This window comes from Caballeronia sp. SL1002 (assembly GCF_057814995.1).
This window is the reverse complement of record NZ_JBYMUW010000003.1, coordinates 768,319-780,201: the sequence shown is the minus strand read 5'-3', so window position 1 is coordinate 780,201 and position 11,883 is coordinate 768,319. Positions and strand designations below refer to the sequence as shown.

Below are 11,883 nucleotides of genomic sequence, written 5' to 3'. Positions count from 1 at the left end.
TGCAAAATAGCCGCATAAAAATTCGGAGGATCGCTCGTGGGCGTCAATTTCGACCTGAACGATTTGCAGGCGTTTCGAGCCGTCGTGGAGTTAGGCAGCTTCCGCAAGGCGGCGGTGGCAGTCAACATTTCGCAGCCGGCGCTCAGCCGCCGCATCGAGAAACTCGAGGCGGCGCTCGGCGTGCGGCTTTTCGAGCGGACCACGCGCAGCGTGAAACTCACCACCGTTGGACGCGTGTTCGCCCCGAGCGCAGAACAACTTCTCGACGACCTCGATGTCGCGTTGCTCGGCATCCGCGACGTCTCCACCAGCCGCCTGGGTCTCGTGACCATCGCATGCGTGCCGTCGGTTGCCTACTATTTCCTGCCGAGCGTCATTGCCGCTTATCACAGCCGCTATCCGCGGATCCGGGTCAAGTTGCTCGACTCGAGCGCCAATGAAGTGCTCGGCTCGGTCATCAGCGGCGAAGCCGATTTCGGCGTTAGCTTCGTGGGCGCCCAGGAAACCGAGGTCGAGTTCAAGGTCCTGGTGCAGGAACGGTACGTGGCTGCGTGCCGCCGCGATCATCCCCTTGCTCAGAAAAAACGTGTGACCTGGAACGAGCTTTACGAGCACGAACATGTATCCGTCGACAAGACGTCTGGTAACCGCCTGCTGCTCGATCAGGCGTTGACCGCCGTGGCGCCACGAAAGCCTAGCGTCTGCGAGACACACCATGTCACCACCATGCTTGGCCTGGTCGAAGCAGGACTCGGCGTGGCCGCCGTGCCTTCAATGGCGATGCCCATGCGCGATCATCCGATTCTGACCAGCGTGCCGCTCGTCGATCCGGTCGTGACGAGACGGGTCGGGATCCTCCGGCGCCGGGGGCGTCCGCTCACGCCGGCCGCGCAACACTTTTATCAGACCATCCTCGACACGAAGCGCAGCGGCTTGGCTAGTGCGGCCAAGAAAACCCCGAAATGACACTGCCAAGGGCGTTCAGGCTGCTTTACGTCCAAGTTCTGCTCGCCATGGTGCTTGGCGTGGCCGTCGGCCATTTCTGGCCACAGGTCGGCGCGTCGCTAAAGCCGTTCAGCGATGCGTTCGTCGCGCTGGTACGCATGATGATTGCCCCCATCGTTTTTTGCACGATCGTCACCGGTATCACGTCGCTTTCGAGCGGCTCGAAGATCGGCCGGACCATCCTGAGGGCGCTGGCGTTGTTCTACTGTCTCACCATTGCTGCGCTCGTTCTGGGGCTCGCGACCGCTTTCGCGCTCCGCCCGGGCGCGGGACTGCACATCGACGCGCATCGTCTGGACGCAACGATCCTCGCGCAGTATTCGACGCGCACGCAGTCGCACGGACTTGTCGAATTCGCGCTGCAAGCGATTCCGGAGACGCTCGTCGGTGCTTTCGAGAAAGGCGAGGTGCTGCCGGTTCTGCTGCTCGCCCTGCTGTTTGGCTTCGCATTGAATGCGAACCGAAGCGCCGGGCGGCGGGTAGAGGAGTTCATCGACGGCACCGCGCACGTGCTGTTCCGCATCCTCGCGATGATCATGCGGCTCGCGCCCGTGGGCGCATTCGGTGGGATGGCGTTCACGGTGGGCCGCTTCGGCATTCGTTCGATTGGCTCGCTCGGCATGCTGATGCTGTCGTTCTATGCGGCGTGTTTGCTGTTCATCGTCTGCCTGCTCGCTCCACTTGCACGCCTGCATCGTTTCTCGCTTTGGCGGCTGCTGCGCTACATTCGCGAAGAACTCGTCATCGTGCTGGCGACGTCGTCGACCGAACCGGTGCTGCCGCGCCTCATCGTCAAGCTCGAAGCGCTTGGCTGCGACAAAGGCATCGTGGGACTCGTGCTGCCCGCTGGCTATTCCTTCAATCTGGACGGCACGGCGATCTACCTGACGCTCGCCTCGATGTTCATCGCTCAAGCATGCGACGTACACCTCTCCGGCGGCCAGATCGCGACGATGCTCGCGGTCATGTTGCTCACGTCAAAGGGCGCGGCGGGCGTATCGGGCAGCGGACTGGTTGCGCTCGTCGCGACGCTAGCCGTCATTCCCGATCTGCCGGTTGCGGGCGTTGCCCTGCTGGTCGGCATCGATCGTTTCATGTCCGAGGCGCGCGCCCTGACGAGCGTAATCAGCAACGCGTGCGCGGTGATCTTCGTATCGATGTGGGAGCGCGCCTGCGACCGGGCGCGCCTTGAAGAAGCATTGAGCCTCGCGCATGAGCGCGAGGACGCTTTCGATCGGCCCGCCGACCTGCCGGGCTGAAGATTGTGTTTATCTCAATGCGCGGCGACGGAATCGAGCCCGGTCGATCTCACTTCAGGCTGCACGGCAGGCGAGGAGAGATAGTCGAGCAGCCCTTTCGCTTCCTTCGGATGCTGCGCGCCGACCGGTATTCCCGCCGCGAAGCGCGTAACGGACTGCATCGATTCCGGAATCTTGCCGACGTACGCCGCGCCCTTCACCGGAAGCAATTCGCTCACCTGCTGGAAGCCCACTTCGTAGTCGCCCGTCGCGACCACGGACGCCACCGGAATCTTCGGGATCATCTTCGCCTTGGCCTTCACCTGATCCTCGATGCCAAGCCGCTTGAACAACTCGCGCTCGATATAGAGGCCGCTCGCGCTGTCCGAATACGCGATCGATCGCGCATGCAGCAAGGTTTCCTTGAGCGCCGCCTCGGACCCGATGTCGGGCGTCGGCGCGCCGTCTCGCACGACCATGCCGATGCGAGAATCCGCGAGTTCGACGCGTGAATCGGGGATCACCTTGCCCTGCTTGATCAGGTCGTCGAGTGCGTAGCCGACCATGATCACCACGTCGGCAGGCTCGCCGCGCTGAAGACGGTTCGGAATGGCCTCCGGCGACTTGCCCATCGACGGGCCTAGCGCGGTATCGAGCGTATTGCCGGTGGACGCCGCGAACTTCGGGCCCAGCAGCTTGTAGGCAGCGGTAAAGCCGCCGGAACTCATCACATGCAGATCTGCGGCCTGCACATTCGTCACAGCGGCGCAGGTGCCTAGCAGCGTTGCGGTGCAGAGTTCAAGGAAAATGGATTTCATGGTCGTTAGAGCGTCAGGCTTAAGTTCGAGGAGCGAAGCGATGCTTCAGGAAGCCGCATGCAGCGGTATGCGACGGCGCCGATACAGTGCGAGCGTGGCACAAAGGCCGCACAGCGCAGCGAAGCTCATCCAGTAGCCTGGCGCGGCTTTGTCACCCGTGATATGAATGAGCGCGGTCGAGATAACGGGCGTGAAACCGCCGAAGACCGCCGTCGCGAGGCTGTAGGCGAGGGAAAACCCGGCTACGCGCACCTCGACTGGCATCACCTCGGTGAGTGCGGCAACCATCGCGCCGTTGTACATCCCGTACATGAACGAAAGCCAGAGCAGCACAAGCAGCATGTTGATAAAACTCGGCGCGTGAGCCAGCAAGGAAAGCGCGGGGTACGCGGTGGCAATCGCCAGGATCGTCATCCCGAGGAGGAGCGGACGGCGCCCGATCCGGTCCGACAGCGCGCCGCCGATCGGCAGCCAGATGAAGTTGGAGATCCCTACGCACAGCGTCACGAGCAGGCTATCGGCAGTGCTCAGATGCAGGACCGTCTTGCCGAAGGTTGGCGCATACACCGTGATCAGATAGAAGCTTGTGGTGGTCATCGCAACCAGCAGCACGCCCGCGACCACGACATTCCAGTTCTCCACGAGCGTCGTAAAGCCTTCTTTCATGCTCGGGCGATGCTGGCGCTGTTTGAATTCTTCCGTTTCCTGGAGATTGCGCCGCAGGATGAAAATAAAAGGCACGATCATGCAGCCGACAAAGAACGGCACGCGCCATCCCCACGCGGCAATCGTCGCCGTGTCGAGCCACTGATTGAGCACGAAGCCGAGCGCGGCTGCGATGACGATAGCCACTTGCTGGCTTGCCGACTGCCAACTCGTGAAGAAGCCCTTGCGGCCCGGCGTCGCCATTTCAGCGAGATACACCGATACCCCGCCGAGTTCAGCGCCCGCCGAGAAGCCCTGCAGCAGACGACCGAGAAGAACAAGCGCCGGGGCGAAGAGTCCGATCGTCGCATAGCCGGGCACGAACGCGATCAGGATGGTGCCGCTCGCCATGATCGACAGTGTGACGATCAGGCCCTTGCGGCGTCCGACATCGTCGATGTACGCACCGAGGATGATCGCACCGAGCGGCCGCATGAGGAAGCCTGCGCCGAAAACGGCGAACGTCATCATCAGCGACGCGAACTCGCTCGCTGCCGGGAAAAAAACAGCGGCGATCTGCGTTGCATAGAAGCCGAACAAGAAGAAGTCGAACTGCTCCAGGAAATTGCCCGCCGTCACGCGTAATACGGCGGACGTCTTCGATTGTCCGGGGGGCGGGATGCTTGAGGAGGAATGCATGGGGGTGTCTCCTGAAATTTTGAACTTGTGATGTTCGGGCGGATTGTTATTTGTCGGATACTCGCTCGAACGGCGCGCCATGATAAGTGCTATTTATGGAACGATTGATGTCCGCTGGTTATCAGTCAGCGAAGCGCCTAGCCACGAACCGGCATTGAGAGTCGGGGGTACGGTGTCCATGTTGCGCTCTGCCGCCGCTCGCACATCCTGCCTTGCCCGCCTGCGAACCAGGAAGCAAGAGTGTAAGGATGTGGCCAAGCAAAAACCCGGTTTCGGCACCAGTCCGCAGGATCGCAATTCAAGATTCTCTCAGCGCTTGGCGGATTGAGCGCTGTTTCCCTTTCGGGTCCAACAGGATCGTCCTATCAGCGAAGCGGTGAACATACCAAAATCGAAGCGGCTATCTGCAGATGGCGAAATCGCGCTTTAAAAGCGCATTTCCGACGGTCGTGACTGCAGTCACCTATTTAGAAGCGGCTACAAACGGGTATGAAATGCTGAAGATTGACGAGGTTACCGATAGCGAAGGTTTCCCCCAGCGATGCGATGTCGCGATAATTGGCGGCGGCATTATCGGCGTCAGCACCGCGTATGAACTGGCGCGACGCGGGGTCCAGGTGGCTCTCCTCGAAAAGGGCGTCATCGGCTGCGAGCAGTCGGGGCGCAATTGGGGCTGGGTTCGCCAGCAGAATCGCGACCTCTACGAACTACCCCTCGCGATGCAGAGCCTCAAACGCTGGAGCGAGTTAAGCGAGGAACTGGGCGAGGACATCGGTTTTCGTAAGGCGGGCATCCTGTACGGCACGGAGCGCCAATCCGACATCGCGCAATGGGAATCGTGGCTCGCCCGCGCCCGGGAAGTTGGCTTTAACAGCGAGATCCTAAGTGCGCGCGAGCTGGCCGCGCGCATTCCGTCCGGACGTGCGAAGTGGGCCGGAGGGCTGTGGTCGGCGACGGATGGCCGCGCCGAGCCCTCGAAAGCTGCGCCTGCAATTGCTCGCGGCGCGCAAAGCCTCGGCGCGATGGTGTATCAGAACTGCGCCGTACGAAGTCTCGACACAAGTGCGGGGCGTGTCTCCGGCATTTGGACGGAGCGTGGCCGGATCGCGGCCGACACCGTCGTTCTCGCGGGAGGCGCCTGGAGCGCTTTGTTATGCCAGCACCACGGCATCGATTTACCCTGCATTAACGTGATCGGAACGGCGTTGCGAACCGCTGAGGCGCCGGGGGTCATCGACGGCTGTTTCTCCGGGCCTAACTTCGCGCTGAGGAGACGGTTAGACGGCGGCTACACCATCGCTGTTCCCGGCTATGGACGCGTGGAACTCGCGCCGCAGAACCTGCGGCACTCGGTGAAGTTCCGCGCCATGTTCCGCAGCCAGTTGAAGAAAAAACTCAAGATTCGGGTCGGCGCCAGCTTCTTCCACGGACCGGAAGCCCGCGCAACCTGGCGCGACGATGACGCCTCGCCGTTCGAAGAAACGCGGGTGCTGGATCCCCGGCCCGATACCGAATGGCTCGGACGTGCTCTGCACAACGTGGCCAGCGTGTTTCCCGAGCTCGCAGGCTTGCGAATCGCTCACGCATGGGCGGGCGCGATCGACACGACGCCGGACCTCGTTCCCGTCATCTCGAAGGTCGATGCGAAACCCGGTCTCGTGATCGCATCCGGCTTCAGCGGACACGGCTTCGGACTAGGGCCAGGCGCGGGCCTTCTTGTGGGCCGTTTGGTCATGGACGAGGCGCCGCAGTTCGACCTTAGACCCTACAGACTGGCCCGTTTTTCCGACGGAACGAAACTGGGCAGCCCCGAAATGATGTGAGTCGAGGTCGCGGCGGGCTATCGCGGCAGCCACTCTTGGGCGATTGAACCTCCAGCACGATGCAACGTTTTGAATAACGGCCGTTGCACTTCGAAAAACGGCCGGAGACCTTGATCGACCTCGCATGACGAAGACGGGTCTGGACGCGACGGCCATGGTCCGGGCGACGGCGACCCAGGCCGTTTGTTCGTCATCATCTCTGAACGGCCATGAACAGCCGCACGCTGGTCCGCTCACTTGGACACTGGACTGTTGTTTGCACTTCAAAAGCGGCCGGTTGAGACAAGAGGTCGAGGTCAGCTCGTGGATTACGGACCTTCGATTACCTCACAAAAGCCGCGAGACTGCTCTCGATCGTCAGGATGTCGTCATGTCTTGCGACCGCCGCGACATATCCTTCTGGCCGTACCAGCCAGATCCCGTTGGGTTCGGGCGGGTCGCGAAGTTCTGCCTCAAGCACTTTTGCATACCGTGGGAACAACGCTGCCGAGGCGCCCCTTTAGCGCGCGGAGCGAAACGCGGCTCACTGCCAACGCCCAGCCAGCGTGAGTTGCAATTTTCTCTGAATCGAGAGTAAAACGTCTTCGTGGGCCATTTTTAAATGGAGCTCGTTGAGATCTTTTCCGGGCTCACATCTGCACTTCATCGAGGATGAACGTCTTTAGTGAAGATGAACAATTAGGATAGGAAACTTTCTGCTAAGCCATGTCGCTGGGCACCGAGTTAGTCCAACGCCAAAAGTGGTGAGATTGTCGGACTCATTGGGCGTAGACCTAATCCGCTTGCTTATGCGCCGGGATGAGAATCGCGGGCATTGCCGCTAGCGGTAAGACTCCGGTTTGCTAAAGAGCGAACGATGATCTGCACTTCGAGGTATGTCGAAGGGCGCGTTTTCGGACGTCGTCCAACGAAGTTCGACACGCCGTGTTAGCACCGTGGATGCAGTCGAAACTAAAGGTCAGCGCGCGGCGGCATTTTCCGTGCTTTAAAGATGCCAAACCGCTAAAGTCGCCCGCACATCCGTTCAATCCCGACTTGGGTTGACCGACCCGTGCGGCTGCTCGGCTATCAGAGTGATAACAAGTTCGATACCGTAATCACTAGCCGCCTCGAAGGCGCTTTCGCGATCCGTGAACACACCGAGCAAAGGAGAAATCTGTGTCCGTCCGTCAGGCGTGGTTATCATCGCGATTGAAATTGGCTTGCCTTCGCCATTCGTTCCTACGATGGAAGTGACAGTGAACCCGCGATAGTTGATTTGTCGAGCTTCCATGGCGCCAATGTGTAATGATCGGGACGGAGCAGCCGCGTATGCCAGCTTCCTACTTGGCCTGAGGGACGTCCGTGTCCTTCACGCCCGCCTTGAACGCGCTAAGCGCGCCGCCCAGATCGCCGCCGATATTGCGCAGCTTCTTGGTGCCGAAGATCAACGCCACGGCCAGCAGCACGATCAACCAATGTCCGATACTCAATGAACCCATCACGTGTCTCTCTCTAAAAATTAAAACTCAAACCGGGTTAGCGGCGACGAAGCTCTTGTACGCGGCGTAGGCCGGGTTCTTGGTCTTGCCGTCGGCCTGGATCAAGCCGTAGGCTTTGTCGATGATGCAATACATCATGATCGATTCGACGTCGTACTTGTCCTTGATCGAGTGATACTGCGTGAGCGCTTTGGTGAGATACGCCGCGCCCGTGTCGGGCGTGTCTTGCGAGCCCGACCAGCCGAATTCCGTGATCCAGATCGGCACGCCGAACGAGTCCTTCAGAATCTGCAGCACGTTGATGCTGCCCGTCGGGCCCGCCCCTTCGATGTTGTAGTAGCTCTTGTACCAGTGGCACGTCGTGTAATCCCAGCGCACCAGCGCCGCGCCCGACGCACCCGCCGACGTGCCGTTGGGCGTAATGCCGTTCCACAGCATCTGCTGGGCGCGATAAGCGAGCGGAATGCCCACGTTCACACCAACCTTGATGGTCGGATCGATCGCCTTCACCCCGTCGATCATGCCGCGAATCACGCCGCGAAACGACGGCCACAGCGCCGGGCTCCAGTCGGTCGTCTGGCTGCCGTTGCCGGCGATCTTCAAGCCGACCGTATCGAGTTCGTTACCGCATTCGATGTGCGTGACAAGACCTTTAAGCACCTTCGTGCAGTTCACCGCGAGGTTGTAGCCGAGCGTGTAAGCAGCCGATTCCGAGCTGGTCGGGTCCCAGTGCGCCGAGCGCGGGTTGAGCACCGGCATGATCGCGACGCCGCTGTTCTTGAACGGGCCGTTCAGCGCATCGGCGAGCACTTGCGACATGCCGTCGCTGGCCACGTCGCAACGGTAGTTGGTGACGCCCAGGTCTTGCAGCATCGCGAGTTGGGTGGCGACCGGCGTCGTGTTGTAGATGCCGCTGTTGTAGGCCATGTGGCCGTTCATGCCGTAAAAAATCTTCTTGGCGCTCGAGGACGACGTGGCGGCCACTGCCTTTCGCGGGTCCGTACACTTGGTCCAGGTGCTGCCGGTCCAGTAGTAGAACTGGCTGTTGGTGCCTTCCTGATAAATTTTGCTGTTCATCCACAGCAGCAGCGTCACGCTGTGGGTGCTGCCCGCTTTCGCGCCGTTCTTGTAGACCACGCCGCCGACCACGGTCCAGACCGCGCCGCTCGCATCGGTAATGGAGGCCGCCGGCGGGATCGCCGTGCCGTCTGCCGACGCGGTTTTGCTGGCTTTGGCGGTGGCTGCATCGGCGCTGGCCGAGAGCGCATCGGCTTCGCTGCCGCCGCCGCAGGCGGCCAGCGCGATCGAGCCCGCGCCGGCGGCGAGGGCGCCGAGGAAGTGGCGCCGGGGGGCGACATCGCCCGCGGTCAGGTCGGAAGCGAGAGTCGGTACAATTTGCTTGAGAGCGAAACGTTTGCGGGCGGTCATGGAGTAGAAGTTACGTAATTACTTGGAAGCCCGAAGTATATGCGTAGCATTCCTACCGATCGACCCGTTTGAATCGGAAAAAATGAAAGTAAAAAAATTTTCCTTTATACCTATGGTATGAGCAGGATCATTTGCCGATTCTTTCCAAGTATTACGGGCAAACGTTTGGCTAATGAGCAAAAATTACGGATCGATCATCCCTGGTTCCTGTAGGGTCTTTCGCTGCGATAGATTTTTTTACCGTATCCAGGACGTTCGTCTCTTTCCGCCCCGGCCTTATAGGACGGTCGTTCGGCGCTTGTTACCGAAACGGCATTCTTTACCGTGGCGTTAACCAAACAGTGAAAAAAAGCGCTTTTCCGTATTGATCTGTCCAATGGGACTCCTTAGAATCCATTTCGAGATGTAACGCAGCGTAATACTTTCGCGTAACAACTCCCATGCTCTGAGAGGCATCGGCGAACGCATAAGAGATAACCGGCAAAAAATGCCGTCAACGTTCGGGGATTTATCTGGAAACGCTGGAACATGAACGGTCGTGAAACGCTGGACTCCATCCGCGAAATCAATCTGTCGTATCTGATGTTGGCGCAGCGCGTGCTGCGCGAAGACCGCGCCATCGGCATGTTCCGGCTCGGTTTGTCGGCCGAACTCGCCGACTTGCTCTCGGGCCTGACGCTCGCTCAGGTCGTGAAGCTCGCCGCCTCCGATCAACTGTTGTGCTTCTTCCGCTTTAACGACCACTCGATGCTCTGCGCGCTCACGCAGCCGGCGAAGCACGCGGACATCGCGCCGACCCACGCCGCGATCCTGCTGGCCGGCCGTCAAGCCGAACAATTCGCTTAAATCGGGAGCACGCCATGTTGAAGAAAAGCCTGACCGAAGACGCACAAGAAGTGTTTCGCGCGATCGCCCTGATCGAGCTGGGCGCGCGCATGCAGGTGCTCGAAAGCGAATTGACGCTCTCGCGCGACCGGATGATCCGGATTTATCGTGAAGTGAAAGGCATGTCGCCGCCGAAGGGCATGCTGCCGTTCTCGGCCGACTGGTATATGACGTGGATGGCCAATATCCACGCATCGTTGTTTTACAACACGTATGTGTTCTTGAAGAAAGAGGCGGGCTGCTCGCACCTCGATGCGTTGACCAAGGGCTATCGGCTGTATCTCGAACATTGCACGCACAGCGAAGTCGAGCCGGTACTCGATCTGACGCGCGCGTGGACATTGGTCCGTTTCTTCGATGCCGGCATGCTGCAGATGACGCCGTGCTGCCGTTGCACGGGCAAGTTCGTCGCGCACAAGCACGACTTGCAGAACAACGTGGTGTGCGGCGCGTGCCAGCCGCCTTCGCGGGCAGGCAAAACCAAGAAGGCAGCCGCCGCGCGCGAAGCGGCGCTGGCGGCGGCGGAAAAGGATGCGCAGGACGACGCGACGACACTGTATCCGGTGGTCGAGCTCGCTGCGTAGGCGCGCCGAGATCTTAAGCCACTCAAGGCCCAATCTTTACGTAGCTGAATACGATGCAGGCGACAGCTTTGTTCGTCAAATCTGCTGCGCGTCGCGATACGGACGAATCCGGCTCGCAGTTCTGCGTCGCGAAACGGCACGTACTCCCGGAAATAACCGTCGAAGTCGCCTAGCGCGGCGACCTCCGCAAGCCTGCGATGGGCGTGCCAGATCCCGCCTCACCCGCGCCCCGTACATCGAGCGAAAGTCGCGCTAGTGCTGCTATCGCTTTTTGCGCGCCGAACCCTTCCGGGACAATTCAGATCGACCAGGAATCTCCAAACTCTGCGTCGCCCTGGAAATAATCCACTCCCTGAAAGCAACAACAGCATCCTCCTCCGCGCGATCCGCGTTGACGACCAGCGTGTAATCGGGTCCGCGCCATGCCGGCTCCGATATCGGAACTACGAGCCGCCCGGTCGCGATCTCACGCTCGATGAGCGGCAGCGACGCTAATGTCACGCCAAGGCCCTCGGCCGCTGCGCTCAGTTGAAGATAGACATGGTCGAAGTCTAGATGTCGGACTCCCTGCAAGCCGGGTCCCCCGGCCTCCCGCAGCCAGTCGGACCAGGCTGTGCGTGTGCTCGTCGAATGAAGCAGCGTGTGATTTCGCAGATCGGCGACGGTTCTGATCGGGTGACTCTGAAGCACGATGGGACTGCAAGCGGGCAGACGCAAATCGGGCATGAGCGTCGTCGATATCAGGCCTGCTGCGTCCTCGGATCCCGAACGAATACCGATATCGAAAGCATCGCCGACGTAGCGCAATTTGCGTGAGGTCGTCGAAAGCCGCACGTCGATGTCGGGATAGCGCGCCTGGAAATCAGCAAGACGCGGTATCAGCCAGCACAACGCAAAGCTCGCCAGCGCATTGACGCGCACCACGCCCGAAATACGACGCGTGCCGGATTCCTGCCGCAGTCGCGTGACCGAAGTGGAAAGACGCGCAAAAGCACCCTTCACATCGTTGAGCAGCGCCGCGCCTTCGTCAGTCAGAACGACGCCACGCGGACGACGCTCGAAAAGCGGAACGCCAAACCAGTTCTCCAGCAGACGGATTTGTTTGCCAACTGCCCAATGCGTGACGTGCAGATCGACGGCCGCAGCCGCGAAGCTCCCCAGGCGCGCGACCGCCTCGAAGTGCCGCAACGCATTGAGTGGGGGCAGCTTGTCTGCATCCGTGCCAGCGCGCTTGTTCGTAGCCATACGTGATTTTTTCTCCCGTCTGACTCAATTTT

10 protein-coding genes and 1 pseudogene are annotated in these 11,883 nt (G+C 60.4%); 5 read left to right on the top strand and 6 right to left on the bottom strand.

Annotation, left to right across the window (positions count from 1 at the left end; genetic code table 11):
* Window positions 1-36 precede the first annotated feature (36 nt).
* Both AC3D25_RS20950 and dctA read left to right on the top strand, forming a co-directional pair.
* Entirely contained in the window at window positions 37-966 is a 930-nt protein-coding gene (locus AC3D25_RS20950; RefSeq protein ID WP_488890344.1) for a LysR family transcriptional regulator, read from the top strand.
* Window positions 963-2,264, top strand: coding sequence for a C4-dicarboxylate transporter DctA (gene dctA / locus AC3D25_RS20945; RefSeq protein ID WP_488890343.1), 1,302 nt, complete (start codon window positions 963-965; stop codon window positions 2,262-2,264). Before AC3D25_RS20950 ends, dctA begins: the two co-directional genes overlap by 4 nt.
* 14 nt (window positions 2,265-2,278) lie before the next feature.
* On the opposite strand, the gene AC3D25_RS20940 is transcribed toward dctA, so the two are convergent.
* Together AC3D25_RS20940 and AC3D25_RS20935 are read right to left on the bottom strand one after the other, a co-directional pair.
* Window positions 2,279-3,061: a substrate-binding domain-containing protein gene (locus tag AC3D25_RS20940; RefSeq protein ID WP_488890342.1), complete on the bottom strand. Its 783-nt coding sequence runs from the start codon at window positions 3,059-3,061 to the stop codon at window positions 2,279-2,281.
* A gap of 45 nt (window positions 3,062-3,106) precedes the next feature.
* On the bottom strand, window positions 3,107-4,405 hold the full coding sequence (locus AC3D25_RS20935) for an MFS transporter (RefSeq protein WP_488890341.1): 1,299 nt from the start codon (window positions 4,403-4,405) through the stop codon (window positions 3,107-3,109).
* Window positions 4,406-4,899: 494 nt separating this feature from the next.
* On the opposite strand from AC3D25_RS20935, the gene AC3D25_RS20930 reads away from it, so the two are divergent.
* Window positions 4,900-6,228, top strand: coding sequence for an NAD(P)/FAD-dependent oxidoreductase (locus AC3D25_RS20930; RefSeq protein WP_488890499.1), 1,329 nt, complete (start codon window positions 4,900-4,902; stop codon window positions 6,226-6,228).
* Between the two features lie 1,024 nt (window positions 6,229-7,252).
* Here AC3D25_RS20930 and AC3D25_RS20925 read toward each other — a convergent pair.
* From AC3D25_RS20925 to AC3D25_RS20915, 3 genes and pseudogenes are all read right to left on the bottom strand, one after another.
* A complete protein-coding gene (locus tag AC3D25_RS20925) occupies window positions 7,253-7,501 on the bottom strand; it encodes a hypothetical protein (RefSeq protein WP_488890340.1) in 249 nt (82 codons plus the stop codon).
* Between the two features lie 52 nt (window positions 7,502-7,553).
* Window positions 7,554-7,709, bottom strand: a pseudogene (tatA, locus tag AC3D25_RS20920) (Sec-independent protein translocase subunit TatA); the annotation flags it as partial.
* A 27-nt stretch (window positions 7,710-7,736) separates the two neighbouring features.
* Complete coding sequence (locus tag AC3D25_RS20915) at window positions 7,737-9,137, bottom strand: glycosyl hydrolase (protein WP_488890339.1); 1,401 nt, start codon at window positions 9,135-9,137, stop codon at window positions 7,737-7,739.
* 528 nt (window positions 9,138-9,665) lie between these two features.
* On the opposite strand from AC3D25_RS20915, the gene flhD reads away from it, so the two are divergent.
* Both flhD and flhC read left to right on the top strand, forming a co-directional pair.
* Window positions 9,666-9,983 carry a flagellar transcriptional regulator FlhD gene (gene flhD / locus AC3D25_RS20910; protein ID WP_488886821.1) on the top strand — a complete coding sequence of 106 codons (318 nt, stop codon included), beginning with the start codon at window positions 9,666-9,668 and terminating at the stop codon, window positions 9,981-9,983.
* A 14-nt stretch (window positions 9,984-9,997) separates the two neighbouring features.
* Entirely contained in the window at window positions 9,998-10,606 is a 609-nt protein-coding gene (gene flhC / locus AC3D25_RS20905) for a flagellar transcriptional regulator FlhC (protein ID WP_488890338.1), read from the top strand.
* Between the two features lie 261 nt (window positions 10,607-10,867).
* On the opposite strand, the gene AC3D25_RS20900 is transcribed toward flhC, so the two are convergent.
* Entirely contained in the window at window positions 10,868-11,851 is a 984-nt protein-coding gene (locus AC3D25_RS20900; protein ID WP_488890337.1) for a LysR substrate-binding domain-containing protein, read from the bottom strand.
* Window positions 11,852-11,883 lie beyond the last annotated feature (32 nt).